This is a genomic window from Methylocystis sp. L43, assembly GCF_015709525.1.
Taxonomy (GTDB): Bacteria; Pseudomonadota; Alphaproteobacteria; order Rhizobiales; family Beijerinckiaceae; genus Methylocystis.
Genome location: NZ_JADNRA010000031.1, coordinates 91916 through 114243, shown reverse-complemented (window position 1 = coordinate 114243; position 22328 = coordinate 91916). Strand labels below are relative to the sequence as shown.

23 protein-coding genes are annotated in these 22328 nt (G+C 63.9%); 7 read left to right on the top strand and 16 right to left on the bottom strand.

The window, feature by feature from the left end; translation table 11 throughout:
• The first annotated feature begins 143 nt into the window (after positions 1-143).
• The 3 genes from IYX23_RS12050 (at position 144) to IYX23_RS12040 (ending at position 3264) form a co-directional block, all read left to right on the top strand.
• Positions 144-482, top strand: a complete 339-nt coding sequence (locus tag IYX23_RS12050) for a P-II family nitrogen regulator (protein WP_014890136.1) — start codon at positions 144-146, stop codon at positions 480-482.
• A 110-nt stretch (positions 483-592) separates the two neighbouring features.
• Positions 593-2002, top strand: coding sequence for a type I glutamate--ammonia ligase (gene glnA / locus IYX23_RS12045; protein WP_196392981.1), 1410 nt, complete (start codon positions 593-595; stop codon positions 2000-2002).
• A 290-nt stretch (positions 2003-2292) separates the two neighbouring features.
• The gene (locus tag IYX23_RS12040; RefSeq protein ID WP_196392980.1) at positions 2293-3264 is read left to right on the top strand and encodes a phosphate ABC transporter substrate-binding protein; all 972 of its coding nucleotides are present in this window, start codon (positions 2293-2295) and stop codon (positions 3262-3264) included.
• A gap of 69 nt (positions 3265-3333) precedes the next feature.
• On the opposite strand, the gene IYX23_RS12035 is transcribed toward IYX23_RS12040, so the two are convergent.
• The gene (locus tag IYX23_RS12035) at positions 3334-4296 is read right to left on the bottom strand and encodes a class I SAM-dependent methyltransferase (protein ID WP_196393060.1); all 963 of its coding nucleotides are present in this window, start codon (positions 4294-4296) and stop codon (positions 3334-3336) included.
• Positions 4297-4415: 119 nt separating this feature from the next.
• Positions 4416-5189 (bottom strand): extensin family protein, encoded by a 774-nt coding sequence (locus tag IYX23_RS12030; protein WP_196392979.1) that lies wholly within the window; start codon positions 5187-5189, stop codon positions 4416-4418.
• Between the two features lie 50 nt (positions 5190-5239).
• Between IYX23_RS12030 and IYX23_RS12025 the strand changes: the two genes are divergently transcribed.
• A complete protein-coding gene (locus tag IYX23_RS12025) occupies positions 5240-5593 on the top strand; it encodes a polyhydroxyalkanoic acid system family protein (RefSeq protein ID WP_154453446.1) in 354 nt (117 codons plus the stop codon).
• Here the strand turns inward: IYX23_RS12025 and IYX23_RS12020 are convergent.
• The 3 genes from IYX23_RS12020 to IYX23_RS12010 are packed head-to-tail and all read right to left on the bottom strand — an operon-like array spanning position 5568 to position 8350.
• Positions 5568-6263: a class I SAM-dependent methyltransferase gene (locus IYX23_RS12020; protein ID WP_196392978.1), complete on the bottom strand. Its 696-nt coding sequence runs from the start codon at positions 6261-6263 to the stop codon at positions 5568-5570. The genes IYX23_RS12025 and IYX23_RS12020 overlap by 26 nt on opposite strands.
• A gap of 40 nt (positions 6264-6303) precedes the next feature.
• Complete coding sequence (locus IYX23_RS12015; protein WP_196392977.1) at positions 6304-7227, bottom strand: prephenate/arogenate dehydrogenase family protein; 924 nt, start codon at positions 7225-7227, stop codon at positions 6304-6306.
• Positions 7220-8350 carry a histidinol-phosphate transaminase gene (locus IYX23_RS12010; protein WP_196392976.1) on the bottom strand — a complete coding sequence of 377 codons (1131 nt, stop codon included), beginning with the start codon at positions 8348-8350 and terminating at the stop codon, positions 7220-7222. The genes IYX23_RS12015 and IYX23_RS12010 overlap by 8 nt, the downstream gene beginning before the upstream one ends.
• 143 nt (positions 8351-8493) lie before the next feature.
• Between IYX23_RS12010 and IYX23_RS12005 the strand changes: the two genes are divergently transcribed.
• Together IYX23_RS12005 and IYX23_RS12000 are read left to right on the top strand one after the other, a co-directional pair.
• Positions 8494-9003: a hypothetical protein gene (locus tag IYX23_RS12005; protein ID WP_196392975.1), complete on the top strand. Its 510-nt coding sequence runs from the start codon at positions 8494-8496 to the stop codon at positions 9001-9003.
• Positions 9000-9425 (top strand): type II toxin-antitoxin system VapC family toxin, encoded by a 426-nt coding sequence (locus IYX23_RS12000; RefSeq protein WP_196392974.1) that lies wholly within the window; start codon positions 9000-9002, stop codon positions 9423-9425. Before IYX23_RS12005 ends, IYX23_RS12000 begins: the two co-directional genes overlap by 4 nt.
• Here the strand turns inward: IYX23_RS12000 and IYX23_RS11995 are convergent.
• Positions 9422-10294, bottom strand: a complete 873-nt coding sequence (locus IYX23_RS11995; RefSeq protein WP_196392973.1) for a chorismate mutase — start codon at positions 10292-10294, stop codon at positions 9422-9424. The two genes, IYX23_RS12000 and IYX23_RS11995, sit on opposite strands and share 4 nt — an antisense overlap.
• A 47-nt stretch (positions 10295-10341) precedes the next feature.
• Positions 10342-12021 (bottom strand): DNA repair protein RecN, encoded by a 1680-nt coding sequence (gene recN, locus IYX23_RS11990; RefSeq protein WP_196392972.1) that lies wholly within the window; start codon positions 12019-12021, stop codon positions 10342-10344.
• Between the two features lie 112 nt (positions 12022-12133).
• Here recN and IYX23_RS11985 point away from each other — a divergent pair, with 112 nt between their 5' ends.
• Positions 12134-13030 carry an alpha/beta hydrolase gene (locus IYX23_RS11985; protein ID WP_196392971.1) on the top strand — a complete coding sequence of 299 codons (897 nt, stop codon included), beginning with the start codon at positions 12134-12136 and terminating at the stop codon, positions 13028-13030.
• On the opposite strand, the gene IYX23_RS11980 is transcribed toward IYX23_RS11985, so the two are convergent.
• The 9 genes from IYX23_RS11980 to IYX23_RS11940 form a co-directional block, all read right to left on the bottom strand.
• Positions 13027-13911: an outer membrane protein assembly factor BamD gene (locus IYX23_RS11980; RefSeq protein ID WP_196392970.1), complete on the bottom strand. Its 885-nt coding sequence runs from the start codon at positions 13909-13911 to the stop codon at positions 13027-13029. The two genes, IYX23_RS11985 and IYX23_RS11980, sit on opposite strands and share 4 nt — an antisense overlap.
• A 167-nt stretch (positions 13912-14078) precedes the next feature.
• Positions 14079-14963 (bottom strand): UDP-3-O-acyl-N-acetylglucosamine deacetylase, encoded by an 885-nt coding sequence (lpxC, locus tag IYX23_RS11975; RefSeq protein WP_348643653.1) that lies wholly within the window; start codon positions 14961-14963, stop codon positions 14079-14081.
• 219 nt (positions 14964-15182) lie between these two features.
• On the bottom strand, positions 15183-16817 hold the full coding sequence (ftsZ, locus tag IYX23_RS11970) for a cell division protein FtsZ (protein ID WP_196392968.1): 1635 nt from the start codon (positions 16815-16817) through the stop codon (positions 15183-15185).
• A 147-nt stretch (positions 16818-16964) separates the two neighbouring features.
• Positions 16965-18275 carry a cell division protein FtsA gene (gene ftsA, locus IYX23_RS11965; RefSeq protein WP_196392967.1) on the bottom strand — a complete coding sequence of 437 codons (1311 nt, stop codon included), beginning with the start codon at positions 18273-18275 and terminating at the stop codon, positions 16965-16967.
• Positions 18276-18279: 4 nt separating this feature from the next.
• Complete coding sequence (locus tag IYX23_RS11960) at positions 18280-19080, bottom strand: FtsQ-type POTRA domain-containing protein (RefSeq protein WP_246716719.1); 801 nt, start codon at positions 19078-19080, stop codon at positions 18280-18282.
• 182 nt (positions 19081-19262) lie between these two features.
• Positions 19263-20186 carry a D-alanine--D-alanine ligase gene (locus tag IYX23_RS11955; RefSeq protein ID WP_196392965.1) on the bottom strand — a complete coding sequence of 308 codons (924 nt, stop codon included), beginning with the start codon at positions 20184-20186 and terminating at the stop codon, positions 19263-19265.
• 309 nt (positions 20187-20495) lie between these two features.
• On the bottom strand, positions 20496-21416 hold the full coding sequence (gene murB, locus IYX23_RS11950; RefSeq protein WP_196392964.1) for a UDP-N-acetylmuramate dehydrogenase: 921 nt from the start codon (positions 21414-21416) through the stop codon (positions 20496-20498).
• 29 nt (positions 21417-21445) lie between these two features.
• Positions 21446-21883 (bottom strand): type II toxin-antitoxin system VapC family toxin, encoded by a 438-nt coding sequence (locus IYX23_RS11945; protein ID WP_196392963.1) that lies wholly within the window; start codon positions 21881-21883, stop codon positions 21446-21448.
• Positions 21876-22154, bottom strand: a complete 279-nt coding sequence (locus tag IYX23_RS11940) for a ribbon-helix-helix protein, CopG family (protein WP_196392962.1) — start codon at positions 22152-22154, stop codon at positions 21876-21878. Before IYX23_RS11940 ends, IYX23_RS11945 begins: the two co-directional genes overlap by 8 nt.
• Between the last annotated feature and the right edge of the window lie 174 nt (positions 22155-22328).

The window sequence follows — 22328 nt, the reverse complement described above, 5'->3', positions numbered from 1 at the left end:
TCTCATAGGCGCCAAGTCTAAGTTTGGCGCCGGAACTTTGGCCATGGCGCGACCAGGGCGGCAATGTTAGAAGCTCGGCGGCTCTCCAGCAGAGCCAAAGTCGCTAGCGGGCCGGGGCTTAAGCTAAGCGCGCGGGGGATTTGATGAAAAAGGTCGAGGCGATCATTAAGCCATTCAAGCTCGATGAAGTGAAGGAAGCGCTGCAGGCGGCGGGCCTCCAGGGGATCACGGTCACCGAGGCGAAGGGTTTTGGCCGTCAAAAAGGGCACACGGAGCTCTATCGCGGCGCCGAATATGTCGTTGATTTCCTTCCAAAAGTTAAAATCGAGATCGTTCTGGCGGACGACGCCGTGGAGCGCGCCGTCGAGGCGATACGCACGGCGGCGCAAACCGGCCGAATCGGCGATGGCAAGATTTTTGTTTCTAACGTCGAAGGCGCGATCCGTATTCGCACCGGCGAGACCGGCGCGGACGCCATCTAGCACTGAGCCCCCGCCCCATGAGCTTTCTCGCCAACATCTTCAGACGCTCCGCCGCGCCCAATTCGAAAACAGCTAAACAGCAAGATCAGCAAAGAGAGGCATCGAACCACATGACAACGGCCAAGGACGTTCTTAAGCAGATCAAGGATAACGACGTTAAATACGTCGATTTCCGTTTTACCGACCCGCGCGGCAAGTGGCAGCATGTGACGTTCGACGTTTCGATTGTCGATGAAGAAGCTTTGACCGAAGGCATCATGTTCGACGGCTCGTCGATCGCCGGATGGAAAGCGATCAATGAATCGGACATGACGCTCCTTCCCGATCTGGATTCCATCTCGGTGGATCCCTTCTTCGCGGCGTCGACGCTCTCCGTCGTCTGCGACGTCGTGGAGCCCGCGACAGGCCAGCCCTACAACCGCGACCCGCGCGGCATGGCCAAGAAGGCGATGGAGCATCTGAAATCGACCGGCGTCGGCGACACGGCCTTTTTTGGTCCCGAGGCCGAATTCTTCGTCTTTGACGACGTGCGCTTTTCAGCCGAGCCCTACGATACGGGCTTCACGCTGGATTCGACCGAGCTGCCCTCCAATAGCGGCACGGCCTACGAAGGCGGCAATCTCGGCCACCGCGTGCGCACCAAGGGCGGCTATTTCCCGGTGCCGCCGGTGGACGCCGGACAGGACATGCGCGGCGAGATGCTCGCCGCCATGGCGGCCATGGGCGTCAAGGTCGAGAAGCACCATCACGAAGTCGCCTCCGCCCAGCACGAACTCGGTCTGAAGTTCGAGACGCTCGTCACGGTCGCCGACCACCTGCAGATCTACAAATATGCGATCCATCAGGTGGCGCATTCCTACGGCAAGTCGGCGACCTTCATGCCGAAGCCGGTGTTTGGCGACAACGGCTCGGGCATGCATGTCCATCAGTCGATCTGGAAAGACGGCAAGCCGGTCTTCGCGGGCGACAAATACGCCGGCCTCTCTCAGGAGTGCCTGTGGTACATTGGCGGCATCATCAAGCATGCGAAGTCGCTGAACGCCTTCACCAACCCGTCGACAAACTCGTATAAGCGTCTGGTTCCGGGCTACGAGGCGCCGGTGCTGCTCGCCTATTCGTCGCGCAATCGCTCGGCGTCGTGCCGCATTCCCTTCAGCTCCAACCCGAAGGCGAAGCGCGTCGAAGTTCGTTTCCCTGATCCGACGGCGAATCCCTATCTGGCCTTCGCCGCCATGCTGATGGCGGGCCTCGACGGCATCGCCAACAAGATCGATCCGGGCGGACCCGCCGACAAGGATCTCTACGATCTGCCGCCCGAAGAGTTGAAGGCGATCCCGACGGTGTGCGGCAGCTTGCGCGAGGCGCTCGAGAATCTCAAAGCCGACCACGCCTATCTGACCGCCGGCGGCGTCTTCAACGAGGACTTCATCCACTCCTACATCGACCTTAAGATGCAGGACGTGATGCGCTTCGAGATGACGCCGCATCCGGTCGAATTCGACATGTATTACAGCTACTGACGAAAAGACCGGCCGCGCCTTCGCGCTAGCGGCCAGCCTCATGTCAAACCGGAAGGCGACGCCTCGCCTTCCGGTTTTTTTGCGCGCATTCATTTAGCTGCACGCGTCGGCGTCGCGCCGTCGCACAGGCGTCATGCGCCTGTCATTTCGCCAAGCCAAATTGCGGCGAAAGCAAGAACGACTCACTGAACATCCGCCTAGAGGGCGATCCCCCAGCCGTTCCACGTCGATCGCGCGCTTGCCGCGGCGAGGTGGTTTCGGCCGCAATGATTGATGCACGGAGAAAAGCCATGAAACTGCGAGCCCTCTCCGCCGCCGTCGCGGCTTTCGTGGTTTTAAGCGCCGGCGCTGTTGCGCTCGATTTGGAGCTCTCCCCCTACAAGGTCGTCAGCGGACTGTCGGGAAAATTGAGGTCCGTCGGCTCGGACACGATGCATCACGAAATGGAGCTCTGGGCCGAAGGGTTTCAGTCGATCTACCCGAATGTGTCGATCGAACTTGTCGGCAAGGGCTCGAACACGGCGCCGCCGGCGCTCCTCTCGGGAGAAGCGCAGCTCGGTCCGATGTCGCGTCAAATGACGCCGGACGAGATCGCCGCCTTCCAAGCGAAATTCGGCTACAAGCCAACGGCGGTTCTGGTCGCGATCGACGCCCTCGCGGTTTATGTCCATAAGGACAATCCGCTCCAGTGCATCAGCATGGAGCAGATGGAACGGGTTTTTGCGGCCGATCCGAAAAGCGGCGGCGGAAAAAGCATCCGCACCTGGGGCGAACTTGGTTTGACCGGCGAGTGGGCGGCGAAGCCAATCGCCATGTATAGCCGCAACACGCTATCCGGCACATACAAGTTTTTCAAACAGCATGTCTTGAACGGCGCCGATTTCAAGGACGACATCAAGATGCAGATCGGTTCGGAAGCCGTCGTGAGCGCCGTCGGCGCCGACAAGTCTGCAATCGGCTATTCAGGCATCGGCTATAAGACAAACGCAGTGCGCGCCGTTCCCGTGGCCGCCGGCAAGGCCTGCTACGACGCCTCCTTCGACAATACGTATTCGCGCAAATATCCGCTGGCGCGAGGCCTCTACGTCTACCTGCTGAAGGATCCCAAGAAGCCGATCGACGCGCTGAGCGGCGAGTTCGTCACATATATGCTTTCGAGAGATGGCCAGATGCAGGCAAAGAAAGGCGGCTATTATCCGATCACCCGCAACATTCGCGAGCATGAGCTGACGCGCCTCGGCCTACTCGCATCGGCGAGGTGAACCGCGACGGGTGAGACCGGTCTCGTCTGACCACGCTCACTTCGCCGAGCGCGCCATCCGATCGCGCGCTCAAGGCTCGAGCGTGACGAGCTTGCCTTCTTCGGTCTCGACATGGACATAGCGCGGTCCGAACGACCGATAACGGCCGCTCGCGATCGTGACGAATTCGCAGAGCGGCAGTTGCGCCGCTTCCTCGGCGGGACGGGAAATATAGAGGTCGGCGTGATAGAGGCCCTCCGCCTCGAGGCCATGCGTGTCTTTTCCGAGGGCCGCGAGAGTTTGCAACGTGTGCTCGAATTCATCGCCGTTGCGGAAGCGCCGCTGGATGAAGGTGGCGCCGTCCAAGTGCTCCGTGACGTAACCAAACTCGCTGAGCGCCTGCGCAACGCCATCGAAGGGAAACATGCGCAGCACGAAGGAGATCACCCATGGCCGACGATTCATCTGCGCCAGCAACTTGCGAAAAGTCGCCTCGCCCAGGTAGCCGATGCAGCCCGTCGAGAGGATGACGTCCGCGCGTGAGACGACGCGCGCAGCGTCCGACGTCAACTCATTCTCCTCGAGATCGGCGATGACGCCGTCCGCGATCAGACCAACGCTCTTGGCATAAAGGATCGCAGGCTCCGAGACGTCGAGGCCGATAAAGCTCGCCAGGCCGCGATCCGGCCACGCCGCGAAATAATTGGCGTCGAGCCGCAACAAATCATCGGAGGACAGTTCCACCAGTTCGCGCCGTGCATATCGACGCCTCAGCGTATCGAAACTGAGCGGAAAACGGTGCACGGCGGCATTGATCCCGTAAGAGCAACCGACATCGAGTACGACTGGCTTCTTTCCGCCGGAAGCCTTTGCCGCAAGCACCTGCCGGACGACGGCCTCAGCGACGTCCGGAATCATGTAATCCAAACCACCCAGGACAGAATAGTACGACCTTGGGTCATCCATTACATAGATTTCGTCGAAATTCGCCTTGGCTGTGTTGATCTCGCCATAGTCATCAATCACGATTCCAAGCCTCCCTATGTTGTCCATCCGAAGCGACAACGCTGCATCGCTGCATCGCTGCGGCGTGCCACGCCAGCGCGGCGCGTTCACCATGAAAGATGAACGGCACCTTAACGTTTCAGCGCAGGGAATTCTATTTTTTTCGGCTATTGGCAGATTCGATAGCCGCCATTCGATCCATGGCGCTCGATGTCGAAATGAAGATGGCTTGCGTGATAGGGATCTGATCCAGGGCCCAGGATCGTGGTGAACCAGCCGCACGCCGCCGTTCGTAGCCCTCTGACGTAAGCGGTCGATTGAGCATCCGGCTGAGCGTCGACGGCGATCTTTCGACCGTCCGAGAAAACAAATGCGCCGACATCAAGAGCGAGCCCTTTGGCGTGCGCGCTCAGCTTGGCCCCGTTATCATGATTGCGGCCGCGGCATTCGTAGCCTGGACCTGTGTCAATCGCGACGAGCGACGCGCCCATCGTCCCGGCGCCGAGCGGCGCGAGCAGGTTTTTCACGTAATCGGAAAATTGCAGGGCGAAGGCGCAACCCAGCAGCGGCTTTGCGTTGAGCGCAACGCGCCGTATGCCGACCGTGACCGACGCGAGACGCACGGGCGTCTCGATCGCGCAACCGTCAAGCGCGCCGGCAGGCGCTTCGGCGGGTGCGAAAGCGACGCCAGCTGCGCGCAGATTCGCCATGCAATCCTCGGCGGACTGGGGCTCCACTTGCTGCGGCTTGGCGCCGACGGCAGGCTTTGCCTCCGGTATGGGGACGGTCTGAAATTCCGGACGTCGTGGCGGCGACGGCGCGTCGAGCGCCCCGACGGAAGTTGCGACACCGCTCAACGCCAGAGCGAGCGCAACCTCGACTGTAAAGCGTAAACGCTCGCGCGCGATCGTCGTCCTCATCATCGCCTTTAGCCGCGCCATTCTTCTAATCCTCCAGAGGGCGCCTACATTGGGGCGAGTGGAGGAAGCCAATGTCGAACGCCATCACCGTCACAGTGCCTCATGATCTCGGCGTCGAAGCGGCGAAAGCCCGCGTCTCCGAACAGCTCGCGAAAATGCAGCGCGAATATGTGGACAAGGTCGCGCATTCCGAAGTCACCTGGGCCGGCGACGTGGGGACGGTTCGCGTGACGGCGCTCGGTCAGACGGCGACGGCGCAGATCACGGTGCTGAAGGATTTGCTACGCATCGACGTTCAGCTGCCCTGGGTGTTGGCGGCTATTTCCGGCAAGCTGCAGCAATTCATCTCGAGCAACGCCGGCGACGCCTTGCGCATCGGCCAAGCGCCGAAAAACGACGCTAGCGCCGCGCGTAAAACACCGTGAAGCGGTGGCGCTTCCAGCCGACGTCGGCATAGCGGAATCCCGCGTCTTCAAGCCAGGCGATCTGATCGGCGAAGGTCGCGCTGCGATCGAGTTCCGTGCGCTTTCTCGCCGCCGCGAAATCATCGGCGGCGATTCCGGAGCCTTGGACATCCGCTTCCCAGCGGCGCTGATAGGCGTCCTCGATTTCACCGGTCGCGCCGAGCGACTGATCGGCGTTGATGAAAACGCCGCCGGGTCGCAGCGCATCATGAATCCGCCGGAAGAGGCGGCGCTTCGCCTCGTGATCGAGATGGTGAATGGAGAGCGCCGAGACGACGGCGTCGACCGGCCCCGGGAGTGGCGCAGTTGCATAGTCCGCGAGCGACAGGCGGAGGCGCGCGCCGTAAATCGCAAGCCGTTCGCGCGCCGCATCGAGCATCTTCGGCGCGAGATCGACGCCTTCGACCTGCGCGCCGGGAAACCGGTTGAGAATCATTTCCGACAAAAGCCCGGTGCCGACGCCAAGGTCGACGCATTGGAATTCGTCCGCGGCGACGGCCTCTTCGAGAAGGTCGAGCGCGGTCCCGTAGAAGGCGTCGAAATGCGGAATGAGTTTGCGCCGCAGCGCGTCATAGCCGGGAACGGCGTTTTCGAAAGCGGCGCGCAGCACGTCGAAATTCACTTCGGTCATATGTGATCCCCGCGTCGATGGGGCCGTGGAGAGACGGGCTTCACCGCCCTTCCGCTCGCCGACCAAAATCCGGCGCAGCCGTGTCCTGACCCTGCTCGATAATCGAGCGGCGGATTTCGCGGGTGCGCGAGAAGAATTCCAGCAGCCCCTCCCCGTCGCCCCGCCGGATCATCCGCTGCAGCACGCTGAGATCCTCGTTGAAACGTCCGAGCATCTGCAGGACCGCGTCCTTATTGGCGAGGAAAATATCGCGCCACATGATGGGATCCGACGCGGCGATGCGCGTGAAATCGCGAAAGCCCGACGCCGAGAATTTGATGACCTCGGAACGCGTCTCGTCGCCAAAATCATCCGCCGTGCCAACGATATTATACGCGATGAGATGCGGCAGATGGCTGGTGAGCGCGAGCACGGCGTCGTGATGCGCGACGCTCATCGTCTCGACATTGGCGCCCAGACGCATCCAGAATGTTCTGAGCTTCTCCACGGCTGCGGCGTCGGCGTTCTCTGGCGGCGTGAGAATGCACCAGCGGTTCTGAAACAGCGTCGCGAAGCCTGCGTCCGGCCCGGAGAACTCGGTGCCGGCGATCGGATGGGCGGGAATGAAGCGCGCTGGTTCGGTAAGATGCGGCGTCATCTGCGCGACGACCGCCCCTTTCACCGAGCCGACGTCGGAAAGAACGGCGCCCTTTTGCAGATGCGGCGCGAGGCTTTGCGCGACGTCGCCGCAAGCGCCGACAGGCGTGCACACGATGACGAGATCGGCTCCACCAACCGCCTGCGCATAATCCTGTGTCGCAACGTCGGCGAGACCGAGTTCGCTGGCGCGGCCGACGACCTCTTGCGATGCATCCATCACGGCGATATGCCGCGCCGCGCCGAATTGGCGCGCCGCGCGCGCGATCGACGAGCCGATGAGCCCGACGCCGATCAGCGCCAAGCGTTCACACGCAGGATCAGCCATGAACGCCTGCTTGCGCGTCTTGCCGCACGCGGGCGCTCTGCATGAATTCGGCAAGCGCTTCGACGACGCGCTCATTCGCCTCCTGCGCGCCGACCGTGAGCCGCAGGAAGTCCCCCATGCCATAGGCGCCGATGGCGCGCAGCACCAACCCGCGCGACATGAGGAAGCGGTCGGCGTCGAGGGCCGTCAATCCCGGCGCGTCAGGGAAACGTATGGCGACGAAATTGGCGACGCTCGGCAGAACGTCGAGGCCAAGCGCGGAAATTTCTCGCGAGAGCCACGGCAGCCAGCGGTCATTATGCGCGATCGCCGCGTCGAGATGGGCGCGATCCGACAGCGCCGCGATCGCCGCTGCTGAACCCGCGCTCGAGACATTGAAGGGCGAGCGGATTCGGTTCAGCGCGTCGATCACATGTGCGGGTCCATAGGCCCAGCCGACGCGCAGGGCCGCGAGGCCGTAAATTTTCGAGAAGGTGCGAGTCATCACGACATTTTCATGCGCATCGACCAACGCGACGCCCGCTTCGTAATCCTCGCGCAGGACATATTCGGCATAGGCGGAGTCGAGCACGAGCAGCACATGCGCGGGCAGCGAACGCGCCAGCCGCGAGACTTCATCCGCGGGCAAAAACGTTCCTGTCGGATTGTTCGGATTGGCGAGAAAAACGATCTTTGTTCTCTCGCTCACACAGCCAAGCAGCGCGTCAACGTCTGCTGTGTAGTTCGTTTCGGGAGCGACGACCGGCGTTCCCCCCGCGGCAAGCGTGACGATCTTGTATTCAAGAAACCCATGCTGGCTGTAGACGCCCTCGTCGCCTGGCCCGATGTAGGCGAGCGCAAGCAGCTCCAGAAGATTGTCCGAGCCGGCGCCGGCGATGATCCGGTCTGGGTCGAGCGCGTAACACGCGCCGATCGCCTCGCGCAGGGCGCGCGACGAGCCTTCCGGATACAGCGCAATCTCGCCGGCCATGTTGCGCAGGGCCTCCACCGCGCGCGGAGATGGCCCGAGCGGCGTTTCGTTGGCCGACAATTTGAACACGCGCGCAGCGCCCGGCGCGGCGCTCCTGCCGGGCACGTAAGCGTCGATCGCGAGAACGGTTGAACGGGGGGTGGGCTTCGTCATCTTGTCTTTTTTCGGCGGCGCAACGAGAGGCGTTCTCTCATAAGCCTTGGCGCACTGAGCGCAAAGCCTTTCGACAACCCTCTTGACAGCTACTGTGTAGTTTTATATACACACTAACTCCTCCGGAGGGGAGAAGAACGGACATGTCCAAATACGCGCCTCTGACTGCTTATCTGCGCGAACAGCCTTATCGCGAGGTCAGACTCAGGTTCCGTGATCTTGAGAAAATTCTCGGATTTCCGCTCCCATCTTCGGCGTGCCAGCACCGCGCTTGGTGGTCGAACAACGGCTCGAATAATGTGATGACGAAGGCGTGGCTGAGCGCCGGTTACCGGACGCGCGACGTCGATATGGAGAGCGAGCGCCTGACATTTGAGCGCGTCGACGCAGGGCCGCCCGACCCCGAACCGCCGCCGACGGCTCCTTCGCCACGACCGCCGGACGATCTCGCGCTTGTCCAGCGGGTGCTGGAAGTTCTGCGCGGCGATGACGAAGATCACGCGCAGAAGCTTCGACGCGCGATCATGGCCGCGCTAGCGACGCCAAAGACCGAATCCGTTCTCGATATTTTCGCTTCCGACCTGCCGGAAGACGCATTCGAAGGGGTCTTTCCTGACCGACGTGAAAAAGGCTGGCGCGAGATTGATCTGTGAAATTTCTCCTCGATACGAATGTCATCTCGGAATTGCGGAAAGGAACGCGCGCGCATCCCAACGTCGCCGCCTGGGCGCAGTCCGTCGATCCATGCGATCTCGGAACGAGCGTCCTCGTGCTCGCCGAGATTCGCCGCGGCGTCGAGTTGAAGCGATTGAAAGACCCGGCTCAGGCGGACAGGCTCGATGCGTGGTTCGCACGCATGCGCGATAAATTGGAAGACCGCGTCCTCCCAGTCGACGAAGCCGTCGCCGATCGCTGGGCGCGGCTGAACATTCCCAATCCCCTGCCCCTCGTCGACGGCCTGATGGCGGCGACGGCTTTGGCGCGCGGACTCGTTCTTGTAACGCGCAATATACGCGACGTCGCCGTCACCGGCGCACAGTTGCTGGATCCTTTTGCCTATCTAGGCGAGGCCTAAGGCGCGAAGACGCCGCTGCGTGCGTCGTTAAGCTGGAAGCGCATCGCATGGCTGCCGATCACGTCGACGCGCGCGCCCTCCACCCCCGCCTCCGCCATCGCTTTGGCGAAGGACTGGGCGTCAGCGTCGCCGGCCGCCGCGACAAGCAGCGCGAGCCCTTCCGGATGGGGCGCGCTCGCGAGGATTTCGCCGTTCAGCGTCTGGAAGGCCCCGGGCAGCGCGTGCGTCCAGCGCGCGAGGCCGACGGCGTAAAGCGTCACGCCCTGCGCCATTGCGTCGGCCGGAAGCCGCGCGACGACGAACATCGGCAGACCCGCGGGATGATTGGGCCGCTCGACGAAAGGCAGGCGCGCGATGATCTTGGGGGCGCCTTCGCCAACGAGGCGCATCCACCAGGCGCCATCCGACAGTCCGCCCGTCGCGCGCAAGATCCCCAGATCGCCGGTCGACGCGGCGACCGCTTCGATCACCGCGCCGGCGCCGTGATGCGCGACATAGGGAACGGTGAACCCGAAGTGGAAGCGCGCCGAATCGCGCATCTGCGCGTCGCCGCCGCTATCGTCGGCATGCACCGAATAATTCGCCTGAACATAGGTGAAGGTCGAGACGATGACGCGCCATACGCCTTCGACGGCGTCGAGCGGCAGGAGCCCCTGGTGACGCTCAACCAGCGCGCGCATCATCTGCGCCTCGCGATCGGGTCGAAAGGCGCAGCCGACGCCCTGCGCGCGCTTCACGGCGATCAGCCGGTCGATGATCTCGCCGCGTTCCATCAACAGCCGATGCATGTCGCGATCGATCCGGTCGATCTCGTCGCGCAATTCGGCAAGCGTGTCCGCGGCGGGCTTGAGCAAAGGCGCATTCTGCATGGCGCACTCTCTTAGGCCAGCAGCGGGCGGGAGGCAACGAAAGGCTCCTACCCTGCCCCTTCCAGCAGCCGCGCCGCGGCGGCGCGCGCCTCTTCTGTGATCGCGGCGCCGGACAGCATGCGGGCGATCTCCTCGCGCCGCTCGCCCTCGGCAAGCACGGCGACGCTGGTCGCGACCCGCTTGTCCTTGCCGGTCTTCGCCGGCGCGCCCTTGCTGATGCGCAGATGCTGGCCGGCGCGCGCGGCGACCTGCGGCGCATGGGTGACGGCCAGCACCTGTGCGCGCGCGGCGAGACGCGCCAGCCTCTGGCCGATGGCGTCGGCTACGGCGCCGCCGACGCCTGTGTCGATCTCGTCGAAGACGAGCGTCGGCGCCGAGCCGCGATCGGCGAGCACGACCTTCAGCGCCAGCATGAAGCGCGCGAGTTCGCCGCCCGACGCGACCTTGGTCAGCGGACCGGGGCGCGATCCCGGATTGGTTTGCACCCAGAATTCGACGCGATCGATTCCTTCCGGTCCGGCGGACTCCGGATCGCTCGTCACCTGCGTCGAAAAATGCGCGCCCTCTAACCGCAGCGGCTTCAACTCGGCGTCAACCAGCGCATCGAGTTTCTTCGCCGCTGCGCGGCGCGCCGCGGACAGGGCCAAGGCCATCTCGTCATAGGACTGCTTGGCGTCTGCAACCGCGCGCCCCAGCGCGACCAGCCGCGCTTCGGAGGCGTCGAGCGCGGCGATGTCATTGGCGAATTTTTCTTCAAGCTTCGCAAGGTCGGCGACGGCGACCTGATGCTTGCGCGCGGCGCCGCGCAGCGCGAACAGCCGCTCTTCGACGCGCTCCAATTCCGCCGGATCGAATTTCGTCTCAGTGAGCGCTCGTTCAAGCGCTTCCTCGGCGAGACCCAAGGCATCGACAGCCTGCGTCAACGCGCGCGCAGGCGCGTCCAGCAGTTGCGGCGCCTGCGTCAGACGCCTCTCCAGCCGCCGCGCCGCCTGAGCGATTTCCTGCGCCGGAGACGCATCATTGGAGAAAGCCGAGAGCGCGTCGGAGATATCCGAAGCGACCTTTTCGGCGCGCTGCATGAAGAGCCGACGTTCGGCGAGCGTCTCTTCCTCGCCCTCCTGCGGCGCCAGATCCGAAAGCTCGGCGTGCGCATGGCGCAGGTAGTCGGCGTCGGCGCGCGCCTTGGCGATGCGCGCGTCTTCTTCCGCCAACGCGCGGCGCGCCGCCTGCCACGCGCCATAGCGCGCGCGCACGTCATTCGCTTGCGCGACGAGGCCGCCATGCGCGTCGACAAGCGCGCGATGCGCATTCGGATCCACGAGCGCGCGTTCGTCGTGCTGACAGTGGATCTCGACAAGCTCGCGACCGATCGCGCGCAGCGCCTGCGCCGTCGCCGGCTGGTCATTCACAAAGGCGCGGGTGCGGCCGTCCGCCGCCTGCACGCGGCGCAACACCAGCTCGTCCTCGCTCGCGAGGCCGAATTCGCGCGCCGCAAGATGCGCGGGATGATTCGCCGGCGTATCGAACGCCGCCGTCACCTGGCCCTGTTCGCAGCCGGCGCGCACGAGCGAGGCGTCGCCGCGCCCGCCGAGCGCCAGCACGAAGGCGTCGAGCAAGATCGACTTTCCCGCCCCGGTCTCTCCCGTAAGCGTCGTCAGGCCCGGCGCGAATTCCAGGTCGAGCGCGTCGATCAGCACGATGTCGCGAATGGAAAGACGGACCAGCATGAGGCTTTGCTCAAATGCCCTGGGCGCGCACATGCGCCGGAAGCCGCGCGCCGGCGACGCGCGGACAGCCCTCGATTATAGTCGCCAGCGCCCTTTTCCAAACGGAGATTTTATGGCCGATCTCGGCATCGACGACATTCGCGCGCTGCTGAGCGCAAAACCGCGACCCGTCGGCTGGCCGGCGCGGCGCGCCCGCATCGAGGAAGTCGGCGCCGCTTGGCCGAGCGCGGCGGATATCTCGTTGGAGGCGGCGTCGATCGACGGCATCGCCGCCGAATGGTCTTGCGCGCCAACGAGCGACCCGTCGCGCGCGCTGCTGTTCTTCCATGGCGGCGGCTACTGCTCCGGCTCGATCGTCAGCCACCGCCGCATGGCCACGGAGGCCGGACGCGCCGCGGGCGCCCGGGCGCTGGCCGTCGAATTCAGACTGGCGCCCGAGCATCCGTTTCCGGCCGCATATGACGATGCGCTCACAGCTTGGCGATTTCTTCGGGAACAGGGGTTTTCCGCAGGGCAGATCGCGGTCGGCGGCGACAGCGCCGGCGGCGGCCTGACGCTTGCCTTGCTGATGCGGCTGCGCGATCTCGGCGAAGCATTGCCGGCCTGCGCCTGGCTCGTTTCGCCTTGGACCGATCTCACCCTCTCCGGCGAAACGCTAACGACCAAGGACGGCGTCGATCCGCTGCTGCATAAGGCCTACCTAGAGGAGCTTGCGCACGCCTATGTCCCGGCGGGAGTCGATCGCCGTGACCCCCGAGTCTCGCCGCTGTTTGGCGATCTGAGCGGTTTGCCGCCCCTCATGATTCAGGTGGGCTCAAACGAAACGCTGCTTGCCGATTCGACGCGACTCGCCGCGGCGGCCGGCGCCGCCGACGTCTCGGTCACACTGGAGATTTGGCCGCGCATGATCCATGCGTGGCACTTATGGAATGCAAGGCTTGAAGACGGCCGGCGCGCGCTCGCGCATGCCGGCGCATTTATCCAGGCGCGGTTTTCGGAAGACGGCTAGATCGCGTGCAGCGTCTTGCCGATCTTGGAGAGCCACGAATCCGTGTATTCGTGTGGCTCAAGACCGTCGGTCTTCAGCAGAGCGTGGGCGTCCTTATACCACTGCGAATCCGGGAAATTATGCCCCAGGATGGCGGCGGCGGTCTGCGCTTCGTTGGTGACGCCCATCGCGAGATAGGCTTCGGTGAGACGATAGAGCGCCTCTTCGGTATGGCGCGTCATCTGATATTTGCCGAGAACGTCGTGGAAACGGTTGATCGCGGCGGGGTAATTCTTGCGAAGCAGATAGAAGCGTCCGACGTTCATCTCCTTGGCGGCGAGTTGGTCTCGCGTCACCTGGATTTTGTATCTGGCGTCGTTCACATATTCCGACTTCGGAAATTTCTGTATGAGCTGCGTGAAAACCTCCAGCGCCTTCTCAGCCGACTGCTGATCGCGCATGACGTCCGGCACCTGACTATAGAAGGACATGCCCGCGAGATAGTAGACATAGGGCGTGTCGGCGGAGTTCGGATAAAGGCCGATATAACGCATCGCCGACTGCACGGCGTCGTCATATTTGGGGTGCTCGTACTGCGCGAAGGTCGTCATCAGCAGCCCTTTGCGGGACCAGTCCGATGACGGATATTGCTTTTCCAATTCGCCAAATTTCTTGGCTGCGCCCTCGTAGTCCCTGGCCTTCAGCCGCGCCAGACCGGCGTTATAGAGATCCTCGGCCGGAATGTCGGGCGTGATCTCCGTCTGATATTTCGTCCCGCCGCTGCCGAAGAGACCGAATCCGCTGGTGATCGAGTCCATGAGGTCGGCGCGCGCCGGCGCCGCGCCGATCGACAAGGCCGACGCCAAAGCCAACACTTTGAATGAACGAGCGAAAACCGACATGTGTTGCCCCATTTCGGCGCTGCGCGACGCTCGCGCGGTCCCGGCGCCTCTAAGCTCTATCAGCCAAATGGCGTCGCAGGACGCCCCCTGCCCTGCCTCACGGCGCGCGGCGGCGCACCAATCCCGCCTTTGCGGTCGGCTGAAAGAAGAACCTTCATCTGGCGAGATTATGGCGATAGGCTTCGGCCTGTCACACTCACGCCTTCGTTATGCGCGCTGTCGAGTTCGAGCGCCAGCGCGCCCGCGCGCGCCGCAGCTTCGAGTAGTGCGAGATTAAGGCTATGCCCGCCGCGATAGGAGCGGAAGGCGCCGATGATCGGCGCCCCAGCCAGCGCCAGATCGCCAACGACGTCGAGCATCTTGTGACGCACGCATTCGTCGGCGAATCGCACCCCCTGCGGATTGATCGCGGCGCGCGCGTCAAAGACGAGCGTATTGTCGAGATTGGCGCCAAGCGCCAGACCTTCACGCCAAAGCCGCTCCGCATCGCGCAGGAATCCGAAACTGCGGGCGCCGGCCAATTCGCGCCGGAACGTCTCCGGCGTCAGATCAAGCGCCAAGCGTTGACGGCCAATTGGACAAGGGAAGGCGATTTCCACATCCAGATGAAGGCCGGCGTTCGCCGGCCGCAGCTCCGCCCAGCCGGCCCCGTCGGATACGCGCGCCGGCTTCACGACGCGCAACGCGCGGCGCGGCGCGGGTAGCGCGACGACGCCGGCGTCGTCGATCGCCGAGACGAAGTCGCGGGCCGAGCCGTCCATCGCTGGAACCTCGTCGCCGTCGAGCAAAACCAGCGCGTTGTCGACGCGAAGCGCCGCAAGCGCGGCCATCACATGCTCGACCGTCGACACGCTGGCGCCGTCGCCGGCGAGCCGTGTGCGCAAGTTAGATGCATCGACGCGCGACCAATGCGCTTCGATGTCGGCTCCGGCGCCGCTGAAAACGATTCCTGCGCCAGCGCCTGCCGGCGCCAGCGTCATGCTGACCGGATGTCCGCCGTGCACGCCGTGGCCGGTTAACGTGAAGCCTCGTGCGAGCGTCTGCTGAACCACTGGCGCGGCCAAGCTTCCGGGACGCGCAGCGCGGCGCGCGCGCAACGCAGGTCGGCGTGAATCCGAACGAATGGCGCAACCCTCCCCTAAAGCCCGGACGAACGATAGCAAATCCGGGCGCCGACGCTCCAGTCACGCTTTCTTACAATTTGTTACAAACCCGGCGGCCAAAACGAAAAGGCCCGCGCGAGGCGGGCCTTTTGCCGATTTTCGAGAGTTTCAGTGGTTGGCCTGCCGGCGCAGGAAAGCCGGGATCTCCAGATGATCCTCCTCCGACGGGCGCGGCTGCAGGGCGCGACGACCGTGCGGATCGAGCGCGGCATGTCCGCCGGGAACGACCGGCGCCGGCGCCGCCGGCCGCTTGCCATATTCGGCATGCGTCGCGGAGGGCTGGCCTGGGGGAGCCATTTGCGGGCGCGGGGTCGGCGCCGCAGGCGCGCCATGCATCGAATCTTCCTGACGGCTCGCTCCAAAGGAGGCGAGCCGCTCGAAAATCGATTTGCGACGAGGATCGCCAGCGCCCATCTGCTGACGCAGCTGTTCCTGGATGGGCTGGGGAAAATCCTCGATCTGAGGCATGCGCGGCGCGCGCGGCTGCTCCGGAGCCGGGGGCACATAGGCGCCGGCCGGCGCTTCGTGGCGCTCGGCTTCGAACCTCGGCTCGCCATAGGCGAGACGCGGCGGCGCCGGCTCGAGGTAGACGCCATGCGCCGGCGCCTGCTCCGAATAATAGCCGGCTGCAGCCTGCGGCTCTTCGCGATGACGCAGGACCGGCGCGGACTCGACGGCCGGCGCCTGCGGGGCGCGCGCCTGCTGCAACTGGGCGCGCAGGCGCTCGGCGGCCTCGGCGAGACGCGATTCGCTCGTGGGATCATCGGCCGTGATGGCGGTCAGGTCGATGCCCGTCGCGACGACGGAGACGCGCACCACGCCTTCAAGCGACGAATCGAATGTCGCGCCCAGAATGATGTTGGCGTCCTCGTCGACCTCCTGGCGAATACGGCTCGCGGCCTCGTCGACTTCGTAGAGGGTCAGATCGTGGCCGCCGGTGATCGAGATCAGCAGGCCGCGCGCGCCCTTCATCGACACTTCGTCGAGCAGCGGATTGGCGATCGCGGCTTCCGCGGCGAGATTGGCGCGATTCTCGCCCGTCGCTTCGCCGGTGCCCATCATCGCCTTGCCCATGCCGCGCATGATCGAGCGAACATCGGCAAAGTCGAGATTGATGAGGCCTTCCTTGACCATCAAATCCGTGACCGACGCGACTCCCGAATAGAGAACCTGGTCGGCCATGGCGAAGGCGTCGGCGAAGGTCGTTTTCTCCGTGGCGATGCGGAAGAGATTCTGATTCGGGATGACGATCAGCGTATCGACGCATTTTTGCAGTTCGGAGATGCCCGATTCGGCGATGCGCAGGCGACGCTGACCTTCGAAATGGAACGGCTTGGTGACGACGCCGACGGTGAGGATGCCCATTTCGCGGGCGATCTGCGCGATCACCGGCGCAGCGCCCGTGCCGGTGCCGCCGCCCATGCCGGCGGTGACGAAGCACATATGCGCGCCGGAGAGATGCTCGCGAATTTCTTCGCGCGCTTCCTCCGCGGCGGCCCGGCCGACTTCCGGCTGAGCGCCGGCGCCCAGTCCTTCCGTCACCTGCAGGCCCATTTGAATGATTCGCTCCGCCTGCGACGACGCGAGCGCCTGGGCGTCAGTATTGGCGACAAGGAAATCGACGCCGGACAGACCGGAGGTGATCATATTGTTGACGGCGTTGCAGCCGCCGCCACCGACGCCGCAAACCATGATGCGGGGCTTCAATTCCCTGAGTTCGGGAGCTTTAAGGTTGATCGTCATCTGCCAGGCCTCTCACCAATGCGTTCACAACTCGGCGCCCGTTGTCCTTCGCCCTTGGACGCCCGGTCGCCGAACGCGTCGTCCTTGGCAATCATGCTCGGCGCGTCGAAAGGAGCGCCGGGTCGAAAGAATCACTTTCACGCGATACTAGAAGCTTTCTCTTAACCATCTCCCTACGCGCGAGATGTATCCGTCAGTTCCCGTCGCCGCGCGCTCGATCCGGCGCGGCTCGAAATATTCATGCGCGGCGACTTGCGGATAGACGAGCAGCCCGACCGCGGCAGCGAAGGCGGGGCTCTTCGACGAGTCCGGCAAGCCTTCGACGCCGATCGGACGTCCGACCCGAACCTGGCCGCCAAGAATCCGCCGCGCCGCTTCGGCGACGCCTGTGAGCTGGCTCGCGCCGCCCGTCAGCACGATGCGACGGCCAGGACCGCTGGGATGACCGGCCTTGGCCAAGCGGTCGCGCAGGAACTCCAGCGTTTCCTCGATTCGCGGGCGAATGATGCGCACGAGATGCGATTTAGGCGCATGCGCCTTGTGATCGCTCTCGCCGACGTGATCGAAGGAAATGGTTTCGCGCTCGTCCGAGGTCGATGCGATCGCGGAGCCGTGAAAGGTCTTCAGCCGCTCCGCGTCGGAGAGCCGCGCGTCGAGTCCGCGCGCGATGTCCATCGTGACGTGGGCGCCGCCAAGCGTGACGGCGTCAAGGTGAATCATCTCGCCCCTGGCGAAGACGGCGACCGACGTTGATCCAGCGCCCATGTCGATGACCACGACGCCCATCTCGGCCTCGTCCGGCTCGAGCGTGGAGAGCCCGGCGACATAAGGCGCGGCGGCCATGGCTTCGACGCTGAGATGGCTGCGCTCGACGGCGACGAGAAGATTGCGGGCGGCGGCCTGATCGCAGGTCGCGACGTGGAGATCGACCGCGAGTTCTTCGCCGATCATGTCTTTAGGCTCTCGGATGCCGGACACGCCGTCGAGCGAAAAGCCCGTCGGCAGCGAATGCACGGCGATGCGGCCGCGATTGAGATGATGTGCGGCCGAAGCCTCGAGAACCCGATGAATATCATGTTCGGCGACTTCGCGGCCGCCGATGACGCGTTTCGCCTGAAAATGCTGCGAGGACAGTCGGCCGCCCGACGCCGTGACAAGGACGCGCTCGACCTGCATGCCCGCCATGCGCTCGGCGGCGTCCACGGTTTGCCGGATCGCGGCGTCGGCGGCGTCCATGTCGACCACGAGGCCGTTCTTCACGCCCAGAGAGCGCTGATGGCCAATGCCGACGATACGCACGCGATGTGTGCGCCAATCGCCGGGCGCGACCGCGCCAAGCGGTGTCAGCCGCGCGATCAGGCAGGCGATCTTCGACGTGCCGACGTCAAGCGCCGCGAAAGTCGCCGAGCGACGCGGCGAGAGCGGCTTCATGCGCGGTGGGACACCAGGGGAAATCATGCAGCTAACCACCACTCTTGGTCGACTTGCGCGGCGCAAGCTGCGCTTCGCGCGCCGCAGCGGCCTCTTCCGTCAGCCTGACGCTGACGCGGTCGGGAATGCGCAAATCGATAAACATCACGTCCTTGTCGAGGATCCGCGCCTCTCGCTGCAGCCGCGCGAGCGTCTCCAGCGCGCCGGATGGATCAACTTCCGGCAGTTTCACCGTGACGCCATTCGTCACCTCGAAGTTCCAGCGGCGTCCTGCGACGAGCACGCCGGCCTTGATCCGATGCGCAAGGTCGCCGGCCTTCGTCATCAGCATGAGAAATTCGAGCAGCCGCTTCTGCGCGCCCTCGCCGACGACAAACGGCAGACCGAGATAGCGCTGGTCGCGCAACTCATCGATCGGCACGCCGTCTTCGGAAATGACGGCGACGCGTCCGTCGCGCTGCCACAAGGCGCTTGGCTGCCGCTCTTCGATCGCGACGACCAGGCGATCGGGGTAGAGCTTCATCACCCGCGCAGATTTGACGAGGGGGACCTGCATCAACCGGTCGCGCACCGCCGTGGCATCGAGAAAGGGCAAGGAGTTTCGTGGACCGACGCCTGCGGCCTCGAGAAGTTCGCGTTCGGTCAAACGCGATTGACCGGTGATGGTGACGGCGGAAATCGGAAATCCGGCGACACGCGCCGCGATGTCGTAGAGCTCGCCCTCACTTGCGACGAGCGCGGCGTAGCCGCCGTTCTCGACGAATCCTGCCGCGCCGACGGCGGCGAAGAGCGCGAGCGTCGCCAGTGCGCCGACGCCGGGGCGGCCCAGCAAGGCGAGGCGCGAAAGGAAACGTTCGCCGCGGGTTCTTCGCGCCGACGCGCGTGGGGCGATCGCCGCAGCGGCGGCGGGAACGGGCGCCGACGGGACGGATGCAACGGCCGCCGCCGCCAAGGCGTATGGGGCTTCTCCGGGAACGATGGGGACGAGCGAATGCCGAGCCGAAAATGACTCTCTCAACGATCGCAGGATGCGTCTTCCACCATCCATCTGACCAACTCGCCGAATGAAAAACCTGCGTATGCCGCCATTTCTGGCACGAGCGAGGTCTCCGTCATTCCCGGCTGCGTGTTCACCTCCAACACGACGAGCTCGCCCGTACCTCCGGGGCGGTCGTCGTATCGGAAGTCCGCGCGGCTTACGCCGCGACAGCCGAGAGCTCGATGAGCCTCAAGGGCCAAATGTTGGACCTCTTGGTAAATATTCGGTTTAAGATTTGCCGGAAGGACGTGTTTCGAGCCGCCCTTGGCGTATTTGGCGTGATAATCGTACCAGCCGCCGTCGGCCGCGAGAATTTCGATCACGTCAAGCGCCTTGTCGTTCATGACGGCGCATGTGAGTTCGCGCCCGGCGATGAACTGCTCCGCGAGCATCATGTCGCCATGAGTCCAATCCTCACGCCATAATTCCTGCGGGGGATGCTCTTGGCCCTCGCTGACGATGAAGACGCCGAAGGAGGAGCCTTCGGAGACGGGCTTGAGGACATAAGGAAGGGGCAGCGCGTGCGCTTTGGCGGCGTCGAGCCTGTGCAGAACGCGCCCTTTTGGCGTCGGAACGCCGGCCGCCGCCATCACCGTCTTCGCGATATCCTTTTTCATCGCCACCGAAGAGGCGAGCACGCCCGAATGCGTATAGGGGATGCGCAGAAGCTCCAGCGCGCCCTGAATGCAGCCGTCCTCGCCAAACTTGCCATGGAGCGCGTTGAAGGCGACATCGGGTTTAAGCGCCGCAAGAACATTCGCGACGTCATGCCCCGCATCGACGCGGGACACTTGAAATCCCTGCTCTTCGAGGGCTTTCGCGCAGGCCTCGCCCGAGCGCAGGGAAATTTCGCGTTCGGCGGAGAGTCCGCCCATCAGAACGGCGACGTGCTTGGTCATGTGCTCTCGACTTGAAAAATGCCAACTAGAGATCCGAATAGGCGGCTTCGTCGGCTTCCGAAGCCCATTCGGTGAATGTGGCGAAAGGACAGAGCGAGTCGCTTAACGCGCCTGACGCTCGCAAAACTCGATCTTCGACCGAAGGACTCTTCTTCGGTCCCTGCTCGTCGCCGCTTTTCGACGTGGCCGCCGTTTCAGCGGCGTCCGAGGAACGGTGCGATTTTATTCGAGGCGGCACGGCGGGAATCTCCTCAAGCGTCCACGCTAAGATCTCAGCAGCGACGACGCAATCTTCTCGCGCCATTCATCTCAAGCGACGCCGATGCGCTTGATCTCCCAATGTAGTTCGACGCCGCTCGTCTCGCGCACGCGCCGGCGCACCTCTTCGCCAAGCGCCTCGATGTCGGCGGCGTTCGCACGGCCGCGATTGATGAGGAAATTGCAGTGCATCTCGCTGACCTGCGCGTCGCCGACGATGAGTCCGCGACAGCCGGCCGCGTCAATCAACCGCCACGCCTTTTCGCCGTCAGGATTTTTGAAGGTCGAGCCGCCGGTCTTTTCCTTGATCGGCTGCGAGGACTCCCGCGCCGCGGTGATGCGATCCATCTCGGCGATGATCGTCGCCGGATCGCCGGGCCGTCCCTGGTAAAGCGCCTGCGTGAAGATCACATCGTCGGGGGCGGAACAATGGCGATAGGCGTAGCCCATATCGGCGACGCCAAAGACGCGGATGTCGCCGGCGCGGTCGACGCCGCGCGCTTCGATCAGCGCGTCCTTTGTTTCGCCGCCATGCGCGCCGGCGTTCATGCGCAGCGCCCCGCCGATCGCGCCGGGAATGCCGCGATAGAACGCCAGGCCGTCAATTCCCGCTTCCGCCGCTGCGCGCGCCGCCTTCACGTCGGGAACCGCGGCGCCCACGCGCAGCCTGCAGCCGTCTTCGACGATGATCTCGCCGAAGCCCTTGGCCGAAAGCCGTATGATGACGCCTTCGACGCCGCCGTCGCGCACGATCAGATTGGAGCCAAGGCCGACGACGGTCACGGCAATCTCTCGCGGCAATCGCGCGAGGAAATAGGCGAGATCGGCTTCGTCGGCCGGCATGAACAGGATCTGCGCCGGGCCGCCGACGCGAAACCAGGTGTAAGGCGCGAGCGGCTCATTCGCCGTGATGCGCCCGCGCAATTGCGGCATCGCGGAGAGTATGTCTGCGGAAATGTCGGGGAAGCTCATCTGCGGCTTTCGGCTAGATCGACGCTACATCATAGGTCGGCGATTTGGACGACGCGCACGCCATGACCCGAGCGGAAGCGGCGATCGTTCGTGACGAAGATATCGCATTGCGCGGCCAACGCCGTTCGAAAATGCACTGCGTCTATCAGTCTTAGGCCGAGATCGGCCCCGAGGCGCGCCGCCCCAATGAGAGTATCGAGGTCCACGGGCCGAATGTCGAAGGTCCTCTCCTCAAAGAACAGGCGGTCGTAGCCGCTTTCGAGCACCTGACTCTGACGTCTGAAGGCGCCGTAGAAGCATTCCGCAACGCAGACTTCACTGGTGACAAAGCTCGTATTTTGTTCGATGAGGGCATACCAGAGGCTGGATATTTTCGAATAATACGCCGGGTTCGCTTCGATAAAATAGATGACCGAGTTTGAGTCGAAATAGGCCCGCCTGCCTTCGAGCGGAAGCGACTCATTCATCGCCACGGAATTCACGGATGCGTGCGTCGATCTCCTCAACGGATTGCGGTCCGACAAGCCGGTAACCGATGCCCTCCAGCTCCTTCAGGCGACGAATGCGCTCTTGCGGCGAAGGCTGGGTTTCCTTCTGCACGATGCGCGGAAGAAACTGCTTCAGCGTTTCCTCCACGAGATAAGAACGCGAGCGGCGCGTGCGCCGCGCCGCCTCGTCGAGGATTTTGCGCGTTTCGTCGGTCAGACGAACGGATGTCGGCGCGGATGCAGATTTCATGATGCAGATAGGTTGACTACGATGTAGTCAATTGTAGTAACAATCCTGCGGAAGTCAAATCACGCCACATAAATTCACTTCACTTCGTCACAAGCTGCGAAGCGTCCAACCCTCCCCCGCTTCGCGGGAGGCGTAGCGGTCCTCGCGTTTCATCCAAGCCGCGCGAACGCCGCT